Origin of the sequence: Streptomyces sp. NPDC057702, from assembly GCF_042799315.1 — a bacterium.
Classification (GTDB): Bacteria; Actinomycetota; Actinomycetes; order Streptomycetales; family Streptomycetaceae; genus Streptomyces.
Map to the genome: position 1 here is coordinate 44,398 of NZ_JBHVJC010000008.1, position 26,245 is coordinate 70,642.

The 26,245-nt window shown below is 73.9% G+C and carries 10 protein-coding genes; 9 read left to right on the forward strand and 1 reads right to left on the reverse strand.

Annotated elements, in window-relative coordinates; translation table 11 throughout:
- Nucleotides 1–21: 21 nt before the first annotated feature.
- Nucleotides 22–3,987, reverse strand: a complete 3,966-nt coding sequence (gene eccCa / locus ACFVFR_RS07945; RefSeq protein WP_383698930.1) for a type VII secretion protein EccCa — start codon at nucleotides 3,985–3,987, stop codon at nucleotides 22–24.
- A gap of 384 nt (nucleotides 3,988–4,371) precedes the next feature.
- Between eccCa and eccD the strand changes: the two genes are divergently transcribed.
- From eccD to ACFVFR_RS07990, 9 genes are all read left to right on the forward strand, one after another.
- On the forward strand, nucleotides 4,372–5,769 hold the full coding sequence (eccD, locus tag ACFVFR_RS07950; RefSeq protein ID WP_383698827.1) for a type VII secretion integral membrane protein EccD: 1,398 nt from the start codon (nucleotides 4,372–4,374) through the stop codon (nucleotides 5,767–5,769).
- Nucleotides 5,770–5,951: 182 nt separating this feature from the next.
- Entirely contained in the window at nucleotides 5,952–7,448 is a 1,497-nt protein-coding gene (gene eccB, locus ACFVFR_RS07955) for a type VII secretion protein EccB (protein ID WP_383698828.1), read from the forward strand.
- Between the two features lie 147 nt (nucleotides 7,449–7,595).
- A complete protein-coding gene (locus tag ACFVFR_RS07960) occupies nucleotides 7,596–7,931 on the forward strand; it encodes a hypothetical protein (RefSeq protein WP_383698829.1) in 336 nt (111 codons plus the stop codon).
- A 100-nt stretch (nucleotides 7,932–8,031) separates the two neighbouring features.
- The gene (locus ACFVFR_RS07965; protein WP_383698830.1) at nucleotides 8,032–8,352 is read left to right on the forward strand and encodes a WXG100 family type VII secretion target; all 321 of its coding nucleotides are present in this window, start codon (nucleotides 8,032–8,034) and stop codon (nucleotides 8,350–8,352) included.
- A gap of 91 nt (nucleotides 8,353–8,443) precedes the next feature.
- Nucleotides 8,444–8,914, forward strand: a complete 471-nt coding sequence (locus ACFVFR_RS07970) for a type VII secretion system-associated protein (RefSeq protein WP_383698831.1) — start codon at nucleotides 8,444–8,446, stop codon at nucleotides 8,912–8,914.
- A 2-nt stretch (nucleotides 8,915–8,916) separates the two neighbouring features.
- Entirely contained in the window at nucleotides 8,917–12,294 is a 3,378-nt protein-coding gene (locus ACFVFR_RS07975) for an AAWKG family protein (RefSeq protein ID WP_383698832.1), read from the forward strand.
- The gene (locus tag ACFVFR_RS07980) at nucleotides 12,291–12,800 is read left to right on the forward strand and encodes a YbaB/EbfC family nucleoid-associated protein (protein WP_383698833.1); all 510 of its coding nucleotides are present in this window, start codon (nucleotides 12,291–12,293) and stop codon (nucleotides 12,798–12,800) included. The genes ACFVFR_RS07975 and ACFVFR_RS07980 overlap by 4 nt, the downstream gene beginning before the upstream one ends.
- Nucleotides 12,797–13,159, forward strand: coding sequence for a hypothetical protein (locus tag ACFVFR_RS07985; protein ID WP_383698834.1), 363 nt, complete (start codon nucleotides 12,797–12,799; stop codon nucleotides 13,157–13,159). Before ACFVFR_RS07980 ends, ACFVFR_RS07985 begins: the two co-directional genes overlap by 4 nt.
- Nucleotides 13,160–26,131, forward strand: a complete 12,972-nt coding sequence (locus ACFVFR_RS07990; protein ID WP_383698835.1) for a hypothetical protein — start codon at nucleotides 13,160–13,162, stop codon at nucleotides 26,129–26,131. It abuts the gene before it with no gap.
- The last annotated feature ends 114 nt before the right edge of the window (nucleotides 26,132–26,245 follow it).

Sequence of the window (26,245 nt, forward strand, 5' to 3'; positions counted from 1 at the left end):
TCTGGTCGGCTCCGAGGCGGGTCAGTCCGGCCGCCCGGCCGGGTCGAGCAGCGCGGTCTGGACGCGGACGGTCTTGCGGCGCGCGATCCGCGTGCCCCGACCCGGCGGCAGGATGCGGCCCTTGGTGCTGCCGAAGACGTAGCCTTCGGAGGGCGGGCACGAGAGCAACAGGCCCGGCGTGTTGACCTCCTGGAGCCGGCGCAGCAGGTGGTCGCCGCCCAGGCTGCGGCCCGCGCCGGCGGCCGAGCGCGCCACGACCAGGTGCAGCCCCACCTCGTAGCCGAGGGCCAGATGGTCCAGGAGGGGGTCGAAGGGCGCGTTCATCGGGCCGGTGCCGAGCATGTCGTAGTCGTCGACGAGGACGAACAGCCGAGGCCCCGTCCACCAGTCGCACAGCCGCATCCGCGCGGGCGAGATCTCCGGGCCCGGCACCCGGGTGCGCACCGCTCGCGCCGCCCCGTCGACCAGGTCGCGCAGCGCGTCGATGGAGACCGCGTGGCCGAGCCGGTACGCGTCCGGTACCGCTTCCACCAGCTCGCGGCGGTAGTCCACGACCATGATCCGCGCCTCGGCGGGGGAGTACCGCTCCATGACGGCCCGCGCGGTCAGCCGCAGCAGGTTGGTCTTGCCGCTCTCCGTGTCACCGACCACGATCATGTGCGGGTGCTCGGCGAAGTCGTGTCGGACGACCGACAGCTCGTCCTCCTCCAGGCCCAGTGGCACCCGCAGGTGGCCGTCCGGCGCCGGGAGCTGGGTCACGGGCAGGACGGTCGGCAGCATCCGCACCGGCGGCGCCGCCTGGCCGGGCCAGCTCTCGCTGACGGCGGCCACCAGCGCGGCCACTCCGTCGGTGAGGTCCTCCGCGCGTTCCACGCCGTCGATGCGCGGCAGCGCGCCCAGGTAGTGCAGCTTCCCGTCCCGGGTCAGGCCCCGGCCGGGCAGCCGGGGGACGGTCGCGGCGCGGCGCATGTCGATCTCGGAGTCCATGGGGTCGCCCATGCGCAGCTCCAGGTGGCTGGCGGCCTGGTCGCGTACGGCGGACGACAGCTCGACCCAGCGGGCGGTGGTGACGATCAGGTGGATGCCGTAGTTGAGGCCGCGCGCGGCGATCGCGTTGAACGTGGCGATGTGCCGGTCGTAGTCCTGGCGCACGGTGGCCCAGCCGTCGATGACCAGGAAGACGTCGCCGTGCCGCTCCTCGGGGAACTCGCCGGCCGCGCGCCGGCGCCGGAAGGTGGCCATGGAGTCGACACCGTGGTCCAGGAAGAAGCGCTCGCGGGCCGCGAGCAGCGTGTTGACCTCGGCGATCGTACGGCCCACGCGCTCGCCGTCCAGCCGGGCCGCGACCCCGCTCATGTGCGGCAGCCCCGTCAGGCCGGCCAGCGTGCCGCCGCCGAAGTCCAGGCAGAAGAACTGCACCTCGCGCGGGGTGTGGGTGAGGGCGAGCGCGGTCAGGATCGTACGGACCGTGGTGCTCTTGCCGCTCTGCGGGCCGCCCGCGATGGCGATGTGCCCGCCCGCGCCGGTCAGGTCGATCTCCAACAGGTCGCGCAACTGGTCGAAGGGCCGGTCGATGATGCCGATCGGCACCCGCAGCCCGCCCCGCCCGCTCCAGCCGACCGTGGTCAGCCCCAGCTCCGGGTCGGGCGTCAGCGGCGGCAGTACCTGGTCCAGCGTGGACGGCAGGTCCAGCGGCGGCAGCCACACCTGGTGGGCGGGGGGCCCGGCGCCCTGGAGCCGCTCGACGGCCACCGACAGCAGCGTCTGGCCGCCCTCGTCCGTCTCCGGCTCCGGTTCGGGGGCGGGCAGGTGACGGGGCACCACGTACCCCGTCGTCCACGGCACCGTCTGGCTGGCCACGCGCGCCTGGTGGGCGCTGCCCCGCCGCTGCCGGTAGGGGCCCGAGACGTACGCGGCGCGGAAGCGGGTCAGCGCCTCGACGCCCGACTTCAGGAAGCCGCTACCGGGCTGCGAGGGCAACTGGTACGCGTCGGGCACGCCGAGCACGCCCCGGCTCTCCATGGCGGAGAAGGTGCGCAGCCCGATCCGGTAGGACAGGTGGCTCTCCAACTGGTGCATGCGGCCCTCGTCCAGCCGCTGCGAGGCCAGCAGCAGATGGACACCCAGGCTGCGCCCCAGCCGGCCGATCATGACGAACAACTCCATGAACTCCCGGTGTGCGGCCAGGAGTTCGCTGAACTCGTCCACCACGACGAACAGGCTCGGCAGCGGCTCCAGGACGGTCCCCGCGGCGCGCGCCTTCTCGTAGTCCAGGGCCGAGGTGTAGTTGCCCGCGGCGCGCAGCAGCTCCTGGCGCCGGACGAGTTCGCCGTGCAGCGCGTCCTGCATGCGCGAGACCAGCGCGGCCTCCCCGGCGAGGTTGGTGATGACGGCCGAGGTGTGCGGCAGGGTGTCCAGGCCCAGGAAGGTGGCACCGCCCTTGAAGTCGACCAACACGAAGTTGAGCGTCTCGGAGGAGTTGGTCAGCGCGAGCCCGAGCACCAGGGTGCGCAGCAGCTCGCTCTTGCCGGAGCCGGTCGCGCCGATGAGCATGCCGTGCGGCCCCGTACCGCCTTGGGCCGACTCCTTGATGTCCAGCTCGACCGGGGTGCCGTCCGCGCCGACCGCGATCGGCACCCGCAACCGGCTGGGCCCGGTGGCGCGTTGCCACAGCGCGGCCGGGTCGTGCCGGAACAGGTCGGGTATGCCGAGCAGCGCGGACAGCTCCACGTCGCTGGCCAACGGCTCGGTGTCGTCGGTGCCCAGGCCCATGCGGTACGGGGCCAGTCGCTTGGCCAGCGCCAGGGCGCCGCCGGTGCCCAGGCCGTCGGGGCGGCCGAGCCGGGTGCTTCGCTCCTTGCGTTCGCGGTCGGTGCGCACCAGGGCGAGGTCCTCCCCGCTCACCTCGAACCGCAGCGTGGACCGGCCGGGCCGCCAGGTCAGCGCCCCGCCGAGGTCCAGTACGACCGTGTTGCGCAGCCCCGGGCCGTCCAGCCGGTGGCCGCCGGGGACGGTGCCGCCGTCCACCACGATCACGGTGAACGGTTCCTCGCGGCCGGTGGCCGCCTCCGGCTCGAAGGGCGGGCGCTCCAGGAACTCCGCGCCCAGCAGGTCCTCCAGCTCGTTGAAGGCCGAGCCGATCATCCGGGCCGGGCCCGCCCCGTCGCTCTCCTGCGGGTGCAGGCTGTGCGGCAGCCACTTCGTCCACTCCCAGTCGGGCCGCCGCTCGTCGGAGACGCACAGCGCCACCCACACGTCGTCGGGGGAGTGGAAGGTGGCCAGGTGTGCGACCAGGGCACGGGCCAGCGCGCGTACGCGCTCCTCGTCGCCTCGGAAGAGCACCCGCGCCCAGGCCCGCAGGTCGATGGCGATGGGCTGGTCGGGCACGGTGGCGTAGGCGCGGATGAAGCTGCGCAGCGCGTGCGCCGACAGTGGTTCCAGGTCCTCCACGGGGCTGGTGGACAGCGGTGTCAGCCGCAGGCCCAGCTTCTGCTCCCCGACGGCCACCCGGACCTCGCCGAAGTCCTCGTCCTGCGGCCGGCGTTCCCACAGCCGCGTCGAGCCGACCAGCGACCACAGCCCGGCGGGGTCCGGATGCCGCCAGGCCAGCGCCCGCTGCTGGTCGCGCACGGCCGCGCGGACCTTGCGCCGGGTCTGGGTGAGATAGCGCAGGTAGTCCCGGCGTTCGCCCTTGAGCCGCTGCTTGCGCTCGCTGCTGCGGCGCATGGCCTGCCCCAGCATCATCGCGCCGGCCGAGACCACCATCAGGCCCAGTGCCAGGTAGATGAAGCCGCCGCTGCCACGGGCCATCCCGGGGCGCATGAACATCAGCATCATGGACACGGACATCAACGCCATGGGCAGATACGTCCACACGGCGGAGCTGTCCGGCACCACCTCAGGCAGCGCGGGCGGCTCCTGGAGGCTCACCTCGCCCTCGGGCATCTCCGGGCCGCGCCTGCGCGCCGGCCTGCGGAAGAGGACCACACTCACGAGACGAGCTCCTTATCGGGACGGGCGTACGGACGAGGGGAGAGGGTGGCCGGGGCGCGCCGGGTCGACCCCGCCGACGTACTGGATCAAGGAAACTGAAGCTCGCGCGGGCAACGGGCCCGGCACGCGCCAGATGTACGGACGGCGAACAAGCCGGGTGGATGCGGCGAACGCTGCCGGGGATGCGGTGGTTTTCGGCTGCCGGATCTCCTGTCCGGCAGGCGGCTGATATTACGATCCGTCGGAACGGAGCGCCAGGAACGAACTTGGCACGAACGTGCCTCCGTCGCGGGAACCGGGTCACCGCGCGTGGTGCCCTGCGCCAGACTCCGCACGTACCCGCCCGCCGCAGCATCCCGAGAGGCGTGACCCAGCTCCATGACTGACAACCAGGTGGCCGGACTCTGTCGCCTGACGGTGCGCGCACCCGCCAAGAGCATCGACCTCGCCGTCCCCGCCGACGTCCCCGTCGCCGACCTGCTGCCGGCCATCCTCGGGTACGCCGGGGACGACCTGGAGGAGGCCGGCATCGAACACGGGGGCTGGGTCCTGCAACGCCTGGGCGACGCGCCCCTGGACGAGGAACGCACCCTGGACTCCCTGGGGCTGCGCGACGGCGAGACCCTCTACCTCAGGGCCCGCACCGAGGCGTTGCCCGAGGTCCATCTGGACGACCTGGTGGACGGCATCGCCACCACCATGCGCGGGCGCCCCTACAACTGGAGCCCCGAGGCGGGCCGTCGGCTGCTGCGCGGGCTGACCGTCGCCGTCCTGGTGACCGGGCTGCTGGTGCTCGCCCTGCCCGGCGGTGCCACCACCCCGCGCGTGCTGTGCGCCGCCGTGGCCGGGGCGCTGCTGCTGGCCGGGTCGGCCGCCGCCAGCCGCGCCGTGGGTGACGCGGGCGCCGCCGCGGCCCTGGGTTGCATGGTCGGCCCGTATCTGGCGCTGGCCGGCTGGCTGTTGACGGCGGGCGAGCTGGGCGGGGCGCACGACGAGGTGCTCGGGCCCCGGGTGTTGGCCGCCTCCGCCGCCGGCGCGGGCGGCGCCGTCCTCGCGCTGGCCGCGGTGGCCTCCTTCGCGGCGCTCTTCCTGTGTCTGGCCGTCGTCGCCACCTTCGGCGCGCTCACCGGCGTCCTGATCACCGCGGCCGACCTGGCGCCCGGTCAGGCCGCCTCGGTCGCCGCGCTGGCCGCCGTCGTCCTCGGCGCCTTCGTCCCCCCGCTGTCCTTCCGGATGTCCGGGCTGCGGATGCCCCCGCTGCCCACCAACGCGCGCCAGCTCCAGGAGGGCATCGAGCCGCACCCGACCGCGCTGGTCACCAGCCGCGCGGTGCTCGCGGACGGCTGGATGACCTCGCTGTACGGGGCCGTCGGGCTGGTCTGCGCCGCCAGTCTCACCCTGCTCGTCGCGCACGGCGGGCTGCCGGCCACCATCCTGTCGGCCGCTCTGATCACGCTGTTGCTGCTGCACTCCAGGGGCCTGGGCCAGGTCTGGCAGCGGCTGTTCCTCGTCGCCCCCGCGGCCTGGGGGGCGCTGGCGCTGGTCCACGACGCGGCCCGGGACGGCGCGCCGCAGACCCGGCTGCTGACCGTGAGCGCGCTGTTGGCCCTCACGGCGGTGCTGGCCATCGCCTCGTGGACGGTGCCGGGCCGACGGATCGTGCCGTACTGGGCGCGGGGCGCGGAGATCCTGCACTCGGCCGTGGCGATCAGCATGCTCCCGCTGACCCTGTGGGTGCTCGGCGTCTACGGCGCCCTGCGCTCGCTGCGCGGCTGACGCCACCGACCGCCGCGCCCGCCCCGCCCCCGGGCCCCGCCGCCGCCGTCTTCGGTGGCCCCGCCGCCCCGTCCCCGTCCCGCTCCCGCCGCACTCGCTGAACCCGTCGAGCCCGCCGGACCCGTCGATCCCGTCGCGTCCCCGGGCGTCGTCGCCGCCGCTGACGAGAAGGAGTACCCGCCGTGCAGTCCACGCGCGACCAGGTCCAGGCGCACATGTTCGTCATGGGGCGGCTGACCTCCGGCATGCTGCGCGGCGACCCGGACGCCCCGGAGAGCCCCCAGGGCCGCACCAACCGGGGCATCGCCCTGGGCGTGGTGATCGCGGTGCTCCTCTCGGCCGGGGCGTTCGTCTTCGGACTGCTCAAGCCCGGCACCAAGGACTCCTGGAAGGAGGCGCGCACGCTGGTCATCGACAAGTCGACCGGCTCCCGCTACCTCTACCTGGACGGCCGGCTGCGCCCGGTGCGCAACTACACCTCGGCCCGCCTGCTGGCCGGCGCCGAGATGAAAACCGCCACCGTGCGCGGCGCCTCGCTGGCGGACACTCCGCACGGCGCCCCGGTCGGGATCAGCGGGGCACCCGAGGCGCTGCCCCCGGGCGGCGCCCTGGACACCGGGCCCTGGCAGGTGTGCTCGGCGACCGCCACCAGCTCCGCCGGCACCACGCTCGCGGTGGGGGTGGCCGCCGACGGCGCGAGCCTGCCCGCCGGGCAGGGCCTGCTGGTGCGCGGGCCCGACCGGGCGACCTACCTGGTGTGGCGCGGCAGCAAGCTGCGGCTGGCCGAGCGCGCGGGGGCCACCGAGGCGCTCGGCTACGGCTCGACACCTCCCGTGCCGGTGGCCGCGGCGTTCCTGAACTCCCTTCCGTCCGGGCCTGACCTGGCCCCGCCCGAGGTGCCCGGACGCGGGAGCCGGGGCCCGCGCCTGGGGGGTCGCGAGACCCGCGTCGGCGAGGTCTTCCGCATCACCGTCCCCGGCTCCGCCGGCCGCTACTACCTGCTGCGGCGCGAGGGCCTGGGCCCCGTCACGGCCACCACCGCGGCTCTGGTCCTCGGCGACCCGCGGACCCGGCGGACGGTGTACGCGGGCACGGCCTCGGCGGCCGTGCTCGGCGCGGACGTGCTGCGCGGACACCAGGCACCGGCCGACCGGCGCGGCGACGTTCAGGCCGCGCGGGTGCTGCCGGACACGCCGCCCAGGGCGATGTCCGTCGAGCGCGGCCAGGTGCCCTGTGCCCGCGTCGAGGCCAGCGGCGCGGGCACCCGGGTCAGCGTCGCCCTGGTCGGGCAGGCCGGGCTGGGCCCGGCGGCCCAGCCGCCGCCCGAGAACTTCACACCGGCCTGCACCCCGGTGGGCCGGGTCGTGGTACGCCCCGGGGGTGGCGTCCTGGTGCACGCGCTGGGCGCCGGCGGCGGGGAGGTGGGCGACACCGTCTACCTGGTCACGGACACCGGCATGAAGTACCGGGTGGCCTCGGAGCAGACCATGACGGCCCTGGGGTACACGGCCAGGCAGGCGCGCCGACTGCCGGCGCCGCTGCTGGCGATGCTGCCGACCGGCCCCGACCTCAGCCCCCAGGCCGCGTCCACGGGCCACGGCCCGACGACGGCGACCGGCTGTGAACCGGTACGCCATCCGTCCGGAAGGACGAGCCAGTCGGCTGACAAGAAGCGCTGAGGTTACATCAAGAAGTCGTAGAAGTAAGCCAGTTCGGCGGTATTGACATGTAGTGCAAAAGTTGGACTGAATTCGTTGCAGGTCGAATAAACCGCTGTTTACGTTGAGCTCCCGAGTGATCCGGCGCGACCCAGGAGGTGCACGTCCATGGCGGGCATGCAGCAGTCAGAAGCACGCGCGACCCAGAACGGCATCCAGGCCCTTGAGCAGGCGTTCACCGGCGTCCAGAACTGTCGGCGCGACGTGGAGAACATGAAGTTCAACCTGGCCTCCGGGCTGAAGGGTTCGGACGGCAGGGCGTACCAGGAACTGCTGCGCCAGTGGGACGACCAGGCCGAGGTCATCTCGGTCAACGTCCGCGACATGATCAACACTCTCACCGAGACGCTGCGGCAGCAGGGTGTGACGCAGCAGTCCTCCAACGAGTCGATCCACCAGGCGTACAACCAGTCGCAGTCGGTCTTCGACGCCCTCAAGGGCTAAGTCGCCGCTCCCGTTCCGCCGCGCCGGTGTCGCCTGGCGACCCGGCGCGCGAGCTCCCGCGTTCGCCGCCAGCCGACCCACCCGAGAGACGAGAACCACGATGAGCGACTTCACCGACGGCCACATCTACGTCGACTACGCCCACATGTCCAACGCCGCCGACGACATGGTGCAGCAGACCAAGGCGATCGCCAGCATCCTGGTGAACCTGGACGCCGAACTCCAGGCGCTCAAGGAGTCCTGGGAGGGTGAGGACCGGGCCGTCTACAGCCAGAAGCAGGCGTCCTGGAACCAGGCGGTCGAGGCCATGAAGAGCCTGCTCGCCAGCCACTCCGCGCTGCTGACGGACGTGTCGGAGGGCTACCAGTACAGCGAGAAGTCCCTGACCCAGCTCTGGGAGGGCGTCCGCGTCGGCCGGTGACGCCTCGGCGCACGGCACACCGGACGGCTGCCGCGCCCGGCGCGCGGCGGCCGTTCCTCCCCTTCGCGGACGCGACAAGGAGTGACCCCGCATGGCGGACAAGCCGCCCGTCAACCTCGACAAGACCTGGCTGACGAACTTCCAGACCCAGGACGTGCAGAAGTTCCTGGGCGAGATCAAGAAGATCCAGGGCGACGGGGAGTACGCGCCCGCCCTGGCCAACCTGATCAAGGGCGGCACGCGCTCCAAGGACGTGCCCGCCGGCATCCTGCTGCCGCTGTCGATCGGTGGCATGGCCGGTGAGGGCACCGGGACCAACGGCGACCTCCTGCAGTCCGGCGTGACCGAGATGATCAAGGTCATCGTCAAGATCTTCGCTGATCAGAAGCTTCTCTTCGAGGCCATCGACGCCGGGATCACGGACACCCTGGAGGACCTTCTCAAGACTCAGGGCGAGAACCTGGAGAAGATCGAGGCCGAGAAGTTCCTGGACATCTTCGAGGACGTCGACGACCTTCTCGGCGACGGAGGCAGCGGGTCCGGCGGCAAGGACAAGGACTGACCATGGCGGACGCACCGGATCACCTCACCGCCGCCAACGACTCGTGGCAGACGGCCGTCAAGCTCTTCACCGGCTACGACGCCCCCAAGCGGGACACCCTCTTCCAGAACCTGACGGGCAACGACGGCATCCCCCAGATGAAGGTGGAGGTGACCAAGCAGAAGTCGGTCACCTACGTGGACGTGGACGACCTCAACTGGATGGTCGAGAACGCCGGTTGGCGCATCGAGAACACCGACTTCGTCATCCCCTTCTACACCACGGGCGACGGCGGCGGCACGGGCTCACAGGTGTCGATGTACAAGGCGCGGTTCACCCTGCTGGGCAACAAGAGCAACGACGGCCCGCCCGCCGGTGGCGTGGTCGAGGGCGGGGAGTTCAAGAGCCAGTACGAGAAACACCTCGGGCTGAGCGGGGACAAGGCGACCTGGACCACCGAGCCCCTGACGCAGTACGCGTACGGCACCGGCCGGGCACTGGAAGCGCTGCTCTACCAGAAGACCGGCACGCACGGCTTCGCGTGGAACGGCAAGGACGTCTCCAACGACCAGGCCGTCTCGCTGGCCTCCTTCGACACCGCCGCCGACGCCTTCGACCGGGTCGCCCAGTTCTTCGTCAACCGCAAGGACGAACTGGCGGAATGGCAGCGTCGGGTGGGCATCGAGAAGAACGCCGCCTGGCGGGGCCAGGCGGCCGGCGTCTTCTGGCAGCTGATCCACACGCTCGGCAAGCGGTACGACGGCTACGCCAAGGACATGCGCCCCAAGGGCACCCTCAGGTCCCGGCAGGGTGACGAGATCCGGCAGGCCAAGACGGACTTCCGGGACGCCGTGGTCACCCTGCACCGGCACTGGATGACGTGGGAACTGGAGATGGGCAACCCCCTGCGGTGGCTCCATGACCTGCTGTCACGCATCACCGACCACGTGTGGCAGAACAACATCAGGAAGATCACGTACAAGACGAACTCGTCCGGTGTCGGCGCGTACACGAGCTACTACACCACCTACCACACCCTGGAGCACTTCAGCGAGAAGGCCCACGAGCTGGGCAAGCCCCACGACTACGGCCCCCTGAAGGAGCTGTCCACCTGGAAGGCGGTCGGCGAGCGGGCGATCGTGGACTGGCAGCGGTCCGTCATCGACCACCTCGTCAAGCCGGCGGACGAGGCGCTGCGGATCATCGGTAACAGTTGGGGCTCGCAGGTCTTCGACCTGGGCACGATCAGGTCGCGCGGGGACGGCGACCTGGCCGGGGCGAACGCCAAGGACGAGGCCGACGTGGCCAAGGAGACCGCCGACAAGGCGGCGGCGGACGCGGCCAAGGCCAACGCCGACTTCATCAAGTGGCAGAAGGAGCAGGCCGCTGCCGCCGCCGCGGCAGCCGCCGCCGCGAAGGCGGAGGCCGAGCGGAAGGAGCGGGAGGCCAAGGCCGAGGCCGAGCGTAAGGAGCGCGAAGCCAAGGCGGAGGCCGAACGCAAGGAGCGCGAGGCCAAGGAGGAACAGGCCCGGCGCGACCGACAGGCCAAGGAGGAGCAGGCCCGACGGGACCGCGAGCAGGCCGAGAAGGAGAAGCAGGCCAAGGCCGAACAGGAGGCCAAGGAGAAGGAACAGGAGGCCAAGCAGGCCGAGCAGGAGGCCAAGCAGGAACAGAAAGAGAAGGAACAGGAGGCCAAACAGGCCGCGAAGGAAGCCGAGCAGGAGCAGAAGCAGGCCGAACACCAGGCGAAGCAGGAGGCCAAGCAAGCCGAGCAGGAAGCCAAGCAGGAACAGCAGCGGCAGGAACAGGAAGCCAAGCAGGAGCAGAAGGAGAAGGAGCAGGAAGGCAAGCAGCGCGAGGCCGAACAGAAGCAGGAGGCCGAGCGGGCACGACAAGAGCAGTTGCAGATTACGCAGATCAACCAGGCAAAGGCCGAGCAGGAACGCGCGAAGAAGGAACAGGAGCAGAAGGAGAAGGAGCAGGAGGCCAAACAGGCCGCGAAGGAGGCCGAGCAGGAGCGGAAGCAGGCCGAGCAGCAGAAGGAACAGGAACGCAAGCAGGCCGAGCAGGAGGCCAGGCAGGAGCAGAAGGAACAGGAACAGGAGGCCAAGCAGGAACAGAAGGAGAAGGAGGTCCTTCAGCGTCAGGAGGAGCTGCGGGGCGAGCAGGAGGCCAAGCAGGCCGAGCAGGAAGCCAAACAGGAGCAGAAGGAGAAGGAGGCTCTTCAGCGTCAGGAGGAGCTGCGGGGCGAGCAGGAGGCCAAGCAGGCCGAGCAGGAAGCCAAACAGGAGCGGAAGGAACAGGAGCAGCGGGCCAAGCAGGAGGAGCGGGAGCAGGAGGCCCAGCAACGTCAGGAGGAGTCGCGGGCCGAGCAGGAGACCCGACGGAAGGAGGTGGAGGAGACCTACCGGCACGAACGGGAGGGCATCCTCAACGACGACCTGTCCTCGCTGACCCCACGGACCATCACCGGCCCCGTGGTGCCCAGCGACGGCCCGTTCGCCCCGGACGCCGGCGTCTCCCACGTGGACTCGCACGGCAGGGTGGTCACCGACTACCCCGACGGCACCCGCACCACCATCGACCCCGACACCCACACCGCGACGGTCACCCGCCCCGACGGCACTCCCGTCTCCGGCCCGCTGAACAGCGGCGACACCCTGCCCAACCCCGACGGCAGCACCTCGCGCCTGGACCCGGACGGCAGGGTGGTCACCGACTACCCCGACGGCAGCCGCTCCGTACTCGACCCGGAGACCGGGCGCACCACGTACACGCACCCGGACGGCACGACCAGCACGGGCCAGCTCAACCCCGGCGGCCCGGACTCCCGACCTGGCTCCGGCTCCTCCACCCCGCCCTACGGAGCGCCGTCCTACGAGGAGGAGCTGTACGACGCCGCGCCGTACGAGTCCCCGTACGACCGCGCCCTGGCGAGCGCCAGCACCGGCGGCGGACCGGACGCGCGCACCACGGACGGCGGCATCCCTCTCAACACCGGGACGCTCCCGGGCAGCGGGGGCGGTGCGCCCGGCGGCGGTGCGCCGATGGGTGGCATGCCCATGGGTGGCATGCCGATGGGTGGCGCGGGGCAGGGCGGTGGCGGCCAGTCCGCCTCCGAGCGGGTCCGCAACGTGATCGACGGCGACCGGGGGCTCAGCCGTCACGCCCGTGGCGGGCCGGGCGCGCCCGGCTCCGGGCGACGCTACGACGAGGGTGGGGCTGGCCGGCCCAGGACCAGCACCACCGGCGGCACGCCCTACCTGCCGTCGGCGGGTCCCGGCGGCTCCGGGCACCCCCAGACCCAGAGCGGGGACCGCGCGCGGGACGCCTGGGTGGAGGAGGACGAGGACGTGTGGGGCACCGACGAGGGTGGGGCGCCCGCCGTGATCGGCCGATGAGCCCGACGGCGGCGACGCCGGGCCCCGGCGAGCCGATGGAGCGGCGGCTGGCCCAGGCCATGGCCGAGCTGGACGCCGTACGCGCCGCGGCCCAGCGGGCGGAGGACGAACTGCGACACGCCTCGCTCACCGTGCGCTCCCGCGACCGCGCGGTGGAGGTCACCGTCGGCCCGAGCGGGGAGCTGGTGGGGCTGACGTTCCTGGACGGCAGGTACCGGTCGATGAACGCCACGCAGTTGGCCGCCTCGGTCCTGGAGGCCGCGAACCAGGGCCGCGCGCAGATGGCGCACCGGGTGATGGAGACGTTCGCGCCGCTGACCCGCCCGAGCGGTGACGTACCGGAGTTCGGTGGCATCGACGTCGACTGGCAGCGGATCTTCGGCTCCGCGCTCAGCGGCGACGACGGGGCGGGCGGCCACCGCTCCGCGAGCGACCGCCTCCGCGACGAGATCCACGAGGACACGGACGAGGGCCCGCACCGGGGGAGAGGACGGCACCAGAGATGAGCGGTGTCTACGAGGCGAATCCGGCAGCGCTGCGGCGCAGCATCGAGGGAATGAAGCAGCTCCCGGTCCTGGCCAGGAAGCTGGGCACGGACTTCAACGAGAACGAGAACGACTACACCGAATGGCCCGGCTGGACGGACGACTTCGCGCACGAGGTCCGGCCCCGGTACGAGGAGAACAACGCCTACTGCGTCAGGATCACCGGTGCGCTCCACCAGGCTCTGGACGCCCTGGTGTCGGCGACGTTGGCCAATCTCCACAACATCGAGGGCACCCAGAGCGACACGTTGGAGCGTATCCAAAGCCACCAGCGGCGCACGGACGACGCGGTGGGCGGCACCGGTGGCGGGAAACGCTGAGTGCAGGAGATCAATTTTCCCGAGGACGTCAGGAAGATGCTCTGGATCCTGCTCGGCGAAATGCCCTTGCAGGCCCGGGAGAACCTGGCGTGGGAAAGCCGCGACCTCTACCTCGGACTGGGCAAACGCGTCCTCGAACTGCGGGACGCCATTCAGCACTCCATCCAGGAGGCGGGCAGCACGCTGCCGCCCGCGGTGGGCGAGCGCTACGTCAAGGGCCTGACGCTGCTGACGGACGACGGCGGGGTCAACCACCTCCAGCAACTGGTCGACCAGCTCGACGACATGGCCAACGGCCAGATCGACTACTCGATGAAGATCCAGGAGGCGAAGTGGGAGATCATCGCCGAGATCGTCATGCTCCTCATCGAGCTGGCGATCCTGGCGGCGCTGGCGGTGTTCACCGGAGGCACCTCCCTGTCGCAGATGGCCCTGGCCAGGGCCAGAAGCCGGTTGGCGATCCTCATCGTCATCGACCGCCTGCTGCGGATGACGCACGTCGCGCCCACCCTCAGCGAGGCGTTCGAGGAGGCGTTCCAGACCCTCGCCGTCAAGCTCGCGCAGATCGCCTTCAACCCGCCCGGCCGTAAGCCCCCCGGCATCGACTGGGGCGACGTCGGCAAGGCGGCGGCGTTCGGCGCGCTCACCGGACTGTTCGCCAGCGGTCTCGGCGGGCTGTCCAACATCTTCCGCAACTGGCTCAAGAACGGCTTCGGCGACTTCGACACCTTCCTCAAGAACAACCCCTTCCTGGGGAAGTCCCTGAACGACCTCTACAACGTGCCCGCGGTGTTCCTGATTTCGGGCGTCAGCGAATCCGTCGCCGAGGTACTCGTGGGCGGGTTGTTCGACGGCAAGTGGGAATTCAAGTGGGAGACGCTGGTCGGCGCGGGAACCAGCGGCATCTTCGGCATGTACGCCGAGCGTGGCGTCGGGGGACTTGGCACCTGGTTGAACAGCAAGTGGTTCACGAACCCGAACACGTTCACCGACCTCAACACCCTTCCCCCGCCCGACAGCGGCGGCGACCGGGGGCTGACCGGCGGGCCGGGCCCCGTGCCCACCACCAGCGGCCCCGGCCCGCGCCCCCTGCCGCCGGTGCCCACCCCGCCACCGGTGGCACCGCCGCCGCAGGACGTCGACGCCACCACGCCGACGACCACGCCGTCCGTGACCCCGCCGCCGGTGTCCGCGCCGCCCCCGCTGTCCGCGCCGCCGCCGCTCACCGCGCCCGTGACGCAGGGACCGCCGCTGCCCGGCGGCGTGCCCACACCGACCCGGCCGACCACCACGGGCGCGCCGACACCTGGCACCACCTCGCCCCCACCGGCAGGCACGTCGACGCCTCCCGCGCCCCAGACGCCGCTGACCACCCCCGTCCCGCGCTCGACCGCCCCATCACCCCAGGCGCTCCCACCGCACGCGCTCGCCCCCGGCGTGGTGAGCCCACCCACGGTCAGCCCGCTGCCCGCGTCGCTGCCCGACCCCGCGACGTCCACCCTGCCGGGCCCGCTGACGTCCTCCCCCCTGCCGGGCTCCTTGCCTCTCTCCTCGCCGTCCTCGCCACCGGCGAGCGTGTCCGGCCCCGCGCACTCCTCCCCGCCGGGCGGCCCCGCCGCCGTAGCGCCGACCACCTCGCGTACGCCCGTGGACGGCCTGCCGGAGGCGAGCGCCGACGACCTGCCGGAGGAGGACACCGCGCTCACCGACGACCTGCTCACCGACGACGCGGTGACCGATGACGGCCTCGCGGGCACTCCGCCCCACCAGCCGAACGCGTCTCTGGCCGACCCGGCGGGCGAGGCCACCGGCCACACGCCGGGCGCGGGCCGGCCCAGCCCGGCCGACGCGGAAGGCGAGATGCCCGTGGGCACCGGCCCCGGCGCCCCCGCCGGCACCCAGCCGCAGGCCGGCGGCGGCCCGGCCCACACCGCGCAGCCCGCCGCGCGGCCCGGGGCCCCCACCCCCCAGCGCACCGAGACGGACACGCCGCGCGCCCTGCCCGACACGGCGAACGCCACGGACCCCACAGCCGCGCCCGATACCCGGGACCTCCCGGAGGCCGGGGTCACGCCCGACCCGGCGGCCACCCCCGACACGCGCACCAGGCCCGGAGCCGGAGCCAGGCCAGGGGGCACCCCCGTCACCGCCGACACGGGTGTCGTCTCCGACGTCGGCACCGACACCGGTGTTGGCGCCGGTACCGACCAACGGCCTGCGGCCCTCGCCGGGGCGGACACGCGGCCGGACTCCCCGGCGTCCGACACGCGACCCGACCCGGCCTCCGGTGTCGACACGCCGCCGGTCGCCCGTCCGGACGCGGGGGCCGGGCCCCCGGTGCTGGCGGGGCCGGACTGGCAGGCGGCGCGGGCCGGCGTCACACCGGTCACCCGCTCGCACACCTGGGTGGACCCGGTCTCCACCCCACCCGACCCCCAACACCCCGAACGTGACACGCGGTTCGTGGTCCGGTCGAAGTTCGAGGCGCGCCGGCTCTCGTACGAGGGGCGGTGGGTCACCGACCTGACGGTCAAGGTGGCCACCGGGGGGCGCCCGCTGCCGCCGGGCGTGTGGGACGCGGTACGTGGCGGGGTCGCGGAACTGCTGAACGCGCCCGGTCACCGGCTGCCCAACGGCGACCTGCTGCACGTGACCGTGGAGCAGGTGGACAGCGATCCGCACCCGTTGGCCCTGAACGTGCGGTTCGTCGAGCGGGACCAGCCGATGACCCGGACGGCCTGGTGGGCCGACGCCGGCCCCATCGACTACGTCCACGAGATCGCGCACCAACTCGGGCTGCGCGACGAGTCACCCGACGCGTACGCGCCGCACCGCCCCGACATCCAGGGCAGCCTGCTCGGGAACTACCATGGTGCCGCGCCCGAGGGCCTGACCCGGGGCGGACTACGCGATCGGCACCTGCGGCTGCTCGCGGCGCACATCGGCGAGATCGCGCCCGGCAGGCCCGGGGGCGCCCGGGGGCCCGACGCCCGGAACGCCACGACCCCGGACCTCGACCCGGCTCCGGCCGTCCGCCCCGCCACGCCGCTGACGACCGTCGGCGGGCAGCCCGGCGCCGAAGCGCGAGCGCCCCTGCCGACCAGGCCCACCGGCACCCCGCCCCAGCGGCCCGACACCCCGACCACCACGCGGGTGGAGCCACCCCCGGCCACCCCGCCCCCCGTCCCGGCCTCCCGGACGAGGACGGCCACCCCGCGGCCCGCCCCGGACCCGGCCGAGACCACACGGACGACGTCGGAGACGACCGACCGGCGCCAACCCCCCGCGAAGGCGCCACGGTCGGCGAAGCCGCAGACCACCGGCCAGACCGGCGAGACCACCACACCCCGGCAGACCACCAGCCAGACCAGCACCGCCGGCCAGACCAGCACGACCGGGCAGACCAGCGGCCAGACCGGCATCACCCGCGTGGGCGGCACGACCGACGGTGGGGCCGGTGGCCGGGACGGGGGCACGAACGACGGCAGGCGCGCGGTCGGTACGACCCGATGGACCGGCGCCACTCTCGACGTCACGCATCCGCCGACCCTGGACCGCCACGCCACCCCGCCGCCGGCCGGGCCCCGGGCGTCGGCGGAGTTCGCGGACGGCAGTCGCATGCCCGCCTACATCGACGAACTCCCGGCACTGCTGGGCCAGTTGCGTGACCTTCCTCCCCAGGTGGTGGCTCAGCTGCTCAGCAGCTCCACCGCCTTCGGACACGCCGACGTCACGCTGCGGGGCGTGGACCAGGTGGTGCACGAGATCGATACGGTGCTCCGTCGGGAGGGGCTCGGCCAGCGCGGGAGCACCCCGCGCGTCCCCCTGCCCCCCACGGGCCTCATCGCTGCCGTGACATGGGCGTTGCACCACGAGCCGCGCGGCTTCACCGTCAGCACGGGCCGGCCGTTCGCGTACCTGACCGAGCGCGGCGAGAGCAGGCTGCTGTGGGTCACGGCCCGGCAGTACGGCCAGTGGCGGCGCTTCGCCGACGCGCACGGCTCCCCGGCCAAGGTGGACGCCATGGACCGGGCCGGCAGCACCACGGGGCAGAGCAAGGTCATGCAGTCCGTCTTCCAGGTCGGCTTCTCCGGCCCGCTGGGCCCGGTGGGCGCGGCGGGCGTCAGCGCCTTCGGCCGCGTCGGCCTGCGAGCGGCCTTCACCACCAAGGTCGGGTACAACCAGAGCGACCAGAGCAGCAACCAGACGGAGACCCGCGCGCTCGACGGCTCGCACACCCACCTGGACGATGTGTACGTCGAACTGCGCGTCAGCGACGCGGACGGGCAGACCGTGCCGCGCCGGCGGGCCCCGGGAGTGACCACGCCACCCGCCGCCGCCGTCTTCGGCTTCGCCGTGCGCAACGGGTTGCGGGTACGCCTCGCGGACCACGCCACGGCCCACCGCGAGCCCGGCCGCATTCCCCGGCACATCACCCTGGACCGCGACGCGGCCCCCCGGCTCGCGCGCACCGAGGACGCCGGGTCGGTGGAGCCGATCCGCGACTGGGCGGCCGGCCAGCTCGGCGCGGCCCCCGACAGCACCGCCTACCGCGAGCTCGACGCGTTCTTCTCCTCCGGGAGCTTCCAGCGCCTGGGCCGGGCCCTGAGCAGCGGCCGGGTCACCACCGCGCCCCTGTTCAGCGATGACAAGCAGCGCCGGCCGCTGGGCGCGTTCGTGGTCGACGTCCTGCCCGGCCAGGCGATCCTCATCGGGGAGACGTCCGACGCCGAGGTGCGGGACATCAACGTCTCCGCCGTACGCAACGAGCGCAGCCTGGCCAGGACGGCGGCGCTGGGCATCGACGGCGTCGTCGGACCCGCGTTCAACTTCTTCGACCTGGGCGACCCGGCGATCAACCTGCGGGCCCAGTTCGGCCCCGCCTTCCGCTACCTGTTCTCCGTCTCGCGTTCGGTCGGGCTCGGCGGCTCGGGCGCGATGAAGTCGGCGGGGCAGATCAAGGGCGACCCCACCGGCCTCTACCTGGTCACCCGCACCGTGTACGTGGGGCGGGTGGGCAGCGGCGTGCCACGCCAGCGGTTCCCCACCTGGAGCCTGGAGCGGATCACCCGCGCCGAGGCGCGCCGGCTGGCCGGGTGGGACGACGCGACGACGATGGCGCTGCGCCACGGGGCGCCCGAGCCGTTCGCGCCCGCCTATCTGACCCAGCACCGCCCGCCCACCCTCGGTATGCACCGGTTGGAGGAGGTCACCTTCGACGACGGCCGGCGTACCCGTGGCATCGCCGGCGGTCCCGCCCCCACCTTCCTGGACACCTTCGTCGACGATGTGCTGGAGGCCGTCGCGGCGGAGTACCCGGGGCTGGTCGCGCCGCTGAGCGAGCTGACCCCGCCGGCGCCATCCAGCCTGCGCGACCGGGCCAGGGACCTGTTCACCCCGTCCGGCCCGCTCTCGCTCGACCGCCCGAGGGCCCCGCGCTGGCGCGACGACGCCGCGTACCAGACGGCCCTGGCCAACACTCTCGAAGTACTCAACACGCTCTCCTACCAGTACCTGGCGGGCGGCGGTCTGCAGGCCCTGACGACGACGGGCGTCCGGGTGCGGCTGACCGAGCCCGGCCGGATCGGTCAGGGGCACCGCTACATCCGGGTGCGCGGCGAGCTGACCAACCGGCGCTTCGTGGGCACCCAGAAGGACGTCAAGCTGCGCTTCAGCACCGTGGGCACCGAACGGGTCGACGGGCAGAAGGGCGCCAAGCGCGTCGCGGACGGCGGCGTCGACGGCCAGTTCGCCATCCGCGACCCCGCGGTCGGTGACCTGGGCGCCCCCCACAACGCGGGCACCTTCGCGGTCGGCGCGCGCTGGGGGCGGCAGTCGGACCGCGAGAGCGGGTTCGGCGGCGCCGTCGGCACCGAGCCGATCGCGGTGAGTACCGGCCCCTCCCACCTCTACCGCTACGACCTGGCCCTGACGGTCACCCGTGGCGGCTACTGGCGCTTCCGTGGCCTGGTGCGTGGCACGGCGACCCTGGGCCTGCTCGGCACGCAGCCCTTCGTCTTCAGCCAGCCCGAGGACGTGCTGGTCGGGCTGGGTGTCGACGGGCGCCCCGTGCGCGGCGGCCCCCGCACGGGGCAGGTGCTCCTGAGCATCCCCGCGGCCCACGCGCCCTCCCGCGACCCGCACGCGCCGGGGGCGACCAACCCCTACCGCGCGCTGGGCGACCCGCTGTCCACCCGGGCCCTGGTCCCACGGCGGGCCCGCGCCCTGGCCATCGGTGACCTCTCCCGGCCCGGCCGCCTCGTCCGTACCGAGGACCTCGCGACTCCGGCGGCAACCGGGGCACCCCGCACCACCGCCGCCACCGAGACGACCGCCGTCACCGAGGTGGTCGACGTCACCGACGTGTCCGAGGCGACCGACGGGGCGGCGATGTCCGCCCCGCACGGCCCCACGGGCACCTCCTCCACCCCGACCCCGCCCGCCGAGCGCGGCTCGCGACTCTTCCGCGACCTGCTCAACCATCCCTTCCACACCGTCGACGTGCTCGTGCCACCCGCCCTGCTGGCCAGCCTGGGCGAGCTGCTGCGGACCGCCTCCGGCGGCGCCTGGCAGCTCACCGAGGAGGGCGCGCCCACTCGGGAAGCGGTGTTGCGCGCCCTGCAACCGCAGTACGCGACGGCCAACTTCGACCAGACCTCGGGCCCGCTCGGCTGGAGCGCCAGCGGGCTGATGGGCAAGGGCCCGGGGCGGCCCCTGTGGGCCACCTTCCGCCATCTGACGGTCGTGGACGACATCCAGGCGCTGACCCCGGCGGTGCCGATGGACTCCGAGATGATCCTCGGCGGCACCGGCCAGACGTCCGGCAAGCTCAGCAGAACCCACACCTTCAGCCTCGGCGGTCAGTTGGTCTACGCCCGCTCGCACGGGGCGGGGCCCGGCCTGCTGGGCAGCTACGGCCTGGTCGCCAACCCCTGGTCCACGGCCGCCTCCCAGAGCAAGGCCGTCGTCAAGGTCGTGGCCGCCGACCTCAACCGCAAGGGGTTCGGCCGTCAGGTGCTGGTCACCGGCACGGTCGAGCACTGGATGGCGCTGGCGTCGAGCCTGCTCGGCGAGGGCGCGGCGGGCCGTGCCCTGGTACCCCGGTTCCTGGCCGGCGCCGCCGGCCAGATGACGCGGGTGCCCGGCGGCTGGCTGGCGCACGTGCCGGAGAAGAACGCCTACCAACTCGGGATCATCGACGACGGCCTGGGTGGGGTCCCCACCTACACCGACACACCCTGGTCGCCACAACCCTGGCTGCGGGGCTTCAGCTTCGGCACGTACCCCGTCAACGCGCTCGACGCGACCGCGGCCCTGGCCGCCTTCCAGGAGCAGGTCGCCACGCTCGACCTGGACGCCACGGGGCGCGAACTGGTCCGCACCCTGGTCACCTCCCGCGTCCAGCGCTCCTTCGGCAAGGCCATGGCGGGCGCCGGGACCTCGGCACCGGTGCGGACCCGGGGCTGGGGCTGGCGGTACGTGCACATCGGTACCCGCCACGTGCGGGTGCGGGTCCAACTCGTCCCCGGCACGCCCACGGTGGAGATGCTGGACCACAGCACGGAGCTGGAGGAGGACCGTAGCCTGACCGAGACCGTGCAGGAGGGCGCGGAGTCCGTCCGGGGCCGCGATGTCGGCTACCTGGTCAGCGAGGGGGTGCGCACCGGCGACCCGCGCGCCGCCGCCGCGGGCCCCACCTGGACCGAGAGCGGGGGCAGCCGCAAGACCGTCGCGGCCAGCCACTCGCTCACCACCCAGACGGTCTACCGAACGGCGACCACCGAGCCCTACGCCAGGACCGCCACCCCCTACCGGCTGCGGATCACCCTGGAGATGGACGACCGGCCGGCCACCACCGCACCCGCCCCCCAGGGCTCGGACGAGGGCACGCCGCCCCGGCGGGCGACCGGCCGCCGCGACCGGTTCACCGGCAGGCTGAGGCTGACCGTGGAGGAGGACGCGGGCACGCAGTACGAGGAGATCCCGCTGAGCCTCATGCGCCCGGAACCCGGCCCCGGCGCGCCCGCCGTGGACCCCCGGCTCGCGCCGCCCCGGCTGACGGACCTCACCCCGCCACGGACCGGCCTCGGCCCCCGCGACCTGGGACCCGACGTACGCCACGCCGACGGCTCCCCGCGCCCCTTCACCTTTCCCGCCGGCGGCTACGACGTCCGGGGCATGGTCGGCTACGAACACGTGCTGGCCGCCAGCCAGTTCGCCATCGCGACGGCCGACGGCACGTTCGGCCGCTCGGCCACCCCCGGTCAGGAGATCGCCGTCAGCGACCTGAACCGGGCCCAGAACACCACCCTCACCCGGGTGGGCGCCGGCTCCGCGCAGGTCATCGAGGACGGCACGAGCGAGTCGGGGCTGGCGGCCGGATACCACCAGGCCGTGACGCCCGACGCCTACCGGCTGCCCGCGACGACCGAGCGCGGCCCGGTCGGTAGCCACACCGCCCAACTCGACCTGCACGCGCGCCCCGACTTCAGCCAGGCCCTGCTGCTGACGGTCGCCGACGGCATGAAGATGGAGGTCCTCCACCGCTTTGGCCAGGCCGTGGGCACCGCGGTCGGCCAGGAGGACATCCAGGACTCGGCCCTGGGCGCCGGCCTGTGGATCAGCTCCCCCCAGACCGGCCTCAACCAGTTCGGCCTGGCCGGCACCGGCCCCTACGCCGGCGACGGCGGGGGCGTCCCGGCCGCCGCCGACCAGGTCACCTCGCTCAACGTCAAGCCGAAGACCGGCCGGGTGTTCCTGTTCGCCGTCCCCACCACCTGGATCAGCGTCGCTCACGTCCACCGCAGCCCCCTGAAGGTGTCCGCCAGGACCGCCGCGGGCACCTTCGGCCACGTCCGGCCGGGCCCCGGGGCCGCGCTGTCGCAGACCTACGCCCTGACCTGGATACGCGACGACGTGGCCCGGGACCTCGGCCTGATCACCGACCGGAACTTCCCCGCCGTCGCGGGCGCGGCCTGGGACGCCGTGGGCAAGGCCGGCAAGGCATGGGTCGCGGCCGACGTCGCCTACCTCACGCGTCGCCGCCAGGCCGGACCCCTCTTCACCGAACTGGACGCCGCCGACAGGGCCCTGGAGGAGGCTCGCGCGGACCTTCGCGCCCTGGCACCGCCCGCGACGGTCGAGCGCGCCGCCGTCGCCTCGGCCGACGAGGCCGTGACGCGCGCCCTGGCCGAGGAGCGGGCGGACCTGGCGGCCGGGCGGCGGGAGGCGCGGGCCGCGCGCGAGGCGCTGGACGCCCTCGACGGGATGGACCCGGGCGAGGTCGCCCACGACGGTTGGGCCGAACTCCTGCGGGACCAGGTCGCCGCCGCCCGCGCCGCGCTGACCGCCGCCGAGCGCGCCGCCGCGACCCTGGCCCAGGCCGCCGCCGCCCGGGTCGCCGCCGCGCGCGAGGCCAAGACGGCGGCGGACACGGCGGCGGCCCCATCGCTGCACGCCGAGGCCGACGCCACGCTGCGGCTCACCCGGGCCACCGGCCGCGCCGACCGGGCCCACGCCGCGTACGAGGGGCTGCGCGCCGAACTCGCCACGCTGCGCCGGGCGGCCGAGGACGCGGCGACCGCTTTCCACGACGTACGGGCCGGGGCGGACCAGCTCACCCGCTGGCACCAGGAGGCGGCGACCGAGGAGGGCCGCGCCCGCCTGGGTGACCTGGCCGAGCCGCCCGCCGTCACGTTCACGGCCCCGGCCGCGCCCGCGCGGGCCCCGGCCGCCGCCCCGCGCGCCTACACCCGGACCACCGGGCCCGGCGGGACACTGCTGGCCTCGCCGTCCGGCCGCACCCGCTACGCGCTACCACCGGACACGGGGACGCCCCCCGACGGTGACGGCTTCTTCCACGCGCTCACCGAAGGGCTGGCCCACCTCGCGCCCGGGGCGCTCGCCGAGGCGGGCGTGGACCGCACCGACCGGCCGGTCGCCGTGGCACGGCTGCGCTCCCTGTTGGCGACCCAGCTCACTCAGCCGGCCAACGTGGACCTCCTGGAGGCCCTCGCGCCGGACGTGACGGACACCTTCACCGACGCGGAGGCCACGGGCGCCGGCCTCGACCTGGACGGCCCCGGTGGGCCGCCCCGCGCGGGTGTCGCGGCCTCCGCCGCGCGCCGGGAGTTCGACGCGCTGGGCGGGCTGGTGCCGCACTCCGTGACGCCGGACGCCGCCACCCGGGCCAGGCTCGGATTCGCCCAGCTCACCCGGCCCGGTGACGCGCCCGGCGAGCGCGGTTGGAACCACGCGGCGGCCGACCTGCTGCCCCTGCTGGCCGCCAGAACCTTCGGCGCGGACATCACCGTGGTCGGGGCCGACGGCCGCTTCCAGCGCTTCGGGACCGGAGAGCGGCCCGGCGCCGCGCGACTGCGGGAGTTGCTGGACGAGACGCCGGGGCCGCGCCCCCATCTCGTGCTCGACCTCAGCGACTGGCGCTTCCGGTTCGCGCGGCCCCTGGACAGCGACCCGCCCCCGCTGCCGCCCCTCCCACCGGCCCCGCCCGCCCCCCGGGCGAAGAGCGACCCCCCGGCCGCGCCGCCGCCCCCGCCACCCGCCACGCCGCCCGTGGCCACGACGTCGACCGGGACGCCCGCCGAGAAGTCGACCGGGAAGTCCGTCGAGGGGACGGCGAAGACACCGTCGTCGAGCGGGCCGCCGAAGCCGCCCGCGACCGCGCTCCACGCGCCGGCCGCCGCGTCCCCCACCCGTGCCATGCCGCCGGCGCACCCCGTGGTCAGGGGCGGGACGTCCACCCCGCTCACGTCCGCCGCCGGCAACGCCGCCCCCACCTCGACGGCCCCCACGCCGCCCACGGCCCCGGCCGTCCCGGCCGGCACGCGCTCGGACGCGCCCGGGGACATCGCGCGGAGCCGCACCGGACCGGACCTCACCGGCTCGGAGCCCGCCGACCCGGACCGTACGCGGGCGAAGGAGAGCGGGCACGAGGAGCCCGACCCGGACCGGGAGAAGCCCGAACGGGACCGGGGCGGGCCTGGTTCGGACCGCGACAAGCCCGACCCGGACCGGGACAAGCGGCCGGGGCACCCGTTGGGCAGCACACCGGCACGGGGGCGACCGGTGCCGGTGCCGGGCCCCGGGGAACGCCTGCTCTACGCCCTGTTGGCCAGCGACCCGGAACACGTGCGCGCCAGCCTTCCCGGCCTGGCCACGACCCACCCGGACGCGTACGCCTGGCTCGCCGACCCCGCCACCGTCCGCGCGGACCTCACAGCCCTGGCCGCGCAGCCTCCCGACCCCGAGGGCGCCCCGACGATCTCGACCGCTGCCGCCGCCTCCGCCGTCGCCGCGCTGCGTACTCTCGTCGCCGACCGGTTGCGGGCCAGTGGCGGCCGGCCGTCCCCGCGGGCCATCGCACAGCTTCGTGCCGCGACGGCCGGGCACTTCGCGGACCGGGCGGCCACGCTGGACGCCCCCGCGCTGCGCGACCTGCTCCGCCACCACGGCGCGACGGACGCGGAACTGGCCGGGCGCGCGGACGCGGAGCTGCTCGCCGAGCTGACCGGGCGGTACGCCGCGAGCCGGGCGCCGCTGGACCCCACGGAGCTGGCGGACGCCCTGGAAGCGGTCGAGAACTGGGGGCAGCGGGGGATGCCCGCGTACGGCGAGGTGCTCCCGGAGCTGCTGGCGTACGCCCTCGACGCGCGGATCGAGATCGCGCGCAACGGGCGGGTCCAGGACACGGCACGGCGGGGGCGCGCCACCGCGCCCCGCGTCATCGAGGTACACCACAGCGGCCTGAACCACTACGCCGGCAGCTCCGCCGACCCGCGCGACCTGCGCGCCTTCGGCGACCCGGTACCGCCCAAGCGAGTCAAACCCGAGGAACGCGACGACGGCGGGAGCGGTGACATCCGGCTGAACCCGCTGTGGGTGCCACTGGATGGCATCCCCCCGGCACTGCTGGTCACCGACGCCAAGGACGCGGTGTGGCTCTACACCGTGACGGGTGAGGGGCGGGTGTTGCTGGGCAGTGAGGAGCCGGCCGCGATCATCCCGGACGAGCAGTTCGAGGCGTTGCTGGCGGGAATGCGGGCGAAGGACCCCGAGCTGACGGCCGAGTCCCTGCGCGCGAGTCTGACCGGGCTCGGCCACACGGGCGTCGCGACGGAGTTCGACGCCGACGGCCGGACGCTGTCGGGGGCGAGTCGGGTGTCGGGCGAGTTCCGGTGGAACGCCGACCTGGGGCGGTGGACGGTCAACGACAAGTCCGGGCGCTACATGAGCGACGCGGTGCGCCCTGGGTTGGACGCGGCGACGGCGGCGGGCTGGCTGGCGAACGTGGCGAGCCTGTTCAGCGCGCGACTGGGCGTCGAGGTCGTGCCGGACCAGCTCAAGACGGCCGCCCCGCCACCCCCAGCCCCCGCCCCGCCCCAGCCCCCGCCGACCGCCGCGCCCACGGCACCCGCGCAGGCACCGCCTCCCACCCCCAAGGCGCCCGTGCCGGCGCCCGCCCCCACGGCGCCCGCCACGACACTCCCGCCCGCGACACCCGCGACGACACCCTCTTCCGCCGTCACGGCCGACCTGTTCGCCCGGGCGCTCCTGGACGCGCTGGAGCGGGGCGGCGACGCCGGGGTGGGCGCTGACGTGCGTGCGGGCGGCGTCGGATCGACTCCGGGGCAGGCGTCGATCACTGACCTGCGAGCCGTGGGCGTCGAGTTGACCGCCGGACAGGAGGCCCAGGCCGTCCTGCTCGGCGGCTCGTTGGAGGTGGCCGAGCTGGAGCTGACGCCGGAGCAACGGCTGTGGCTGGTACTCCGGTGGGGTGCGCCGTCCCGGGCGGACCTCGACGCGGCGCTGTTGGCGGCGGCCACCGCGCTCGGCGTGGCCTGGGAGGTCGAGGCGTCGGGGGAGCCGACCCGGCGCCTTGGGCCGCGCTCCGCTCCGACGGTACGGCTGTTCTTCGACGGCACGCGGTTCACGCTCCCGGGACCAACGGGCTAGGAAATGGGGCAGAGAATGCGCGGACCCCGCTCCGCTCGTGGATCACGCTATTCGTTGGCTCGCTGTTCACACGCCAAAAGCCCTGCTCACACCGTGAGTTCGCGATGCGGCGCA

What these genes read in the sequence shown, in the direction of transcription:
- eccD (WP_383698827.1), top strand. Translation starts at nt 4,372, where the DNA reads ATGACTGACAACCAGGTGGCCGGACTCTGTCGCCTGACGGTGCGCGCA.
- ACFVFR_RS07960 (WP_383698829.1), top strand. Translation starts at nt 7,596, where the DNA reads ATGGCGGGCATGCAGCAGTCAGAAGCACGCGCGACCCAGAACGGCATC.
- ACFVFR_RS07965 (WP_383698830.1), top strand. Translation starts at nt 8,032, where the DNA reads ATGAGCGACTTCACCGACGGCCACATCTACGTCGACTACGCCCACATG.
- ACFVFR_RS07970 (WP_383698831.1), top strand. Translation starts at nt 8,444, where the DNA reads ATGGCGGACAAGCCGCCCGTCAACCTCGACAAGACCTGGCTGACGAAC.
- ACFVFR_RS07975 (WP_383698832.1), top strand. Translation starts at nt 8,917, where the DNA reads ATGGCGGACGCACCGGATCACCTCACCGCCGCCAACGACTCGTGGCAG.
- ACFVFR_RS07980 (WP_383698833.1), top strand. Translation starts at nt 12,291, where the DNA reads ATGAGCCCGACGGCGGCGACGCCGGGCCCCGGCGAGCCGATGGAGCGG.
- ACFVFR_RS07985 (WP_383698834.1), top strand. Translation starts at nt 12,797, where the DNA reads ATGAGCGGTGTCTACGAGGCGAATCCGGCAGCGCTGCGGCGCAGCATC.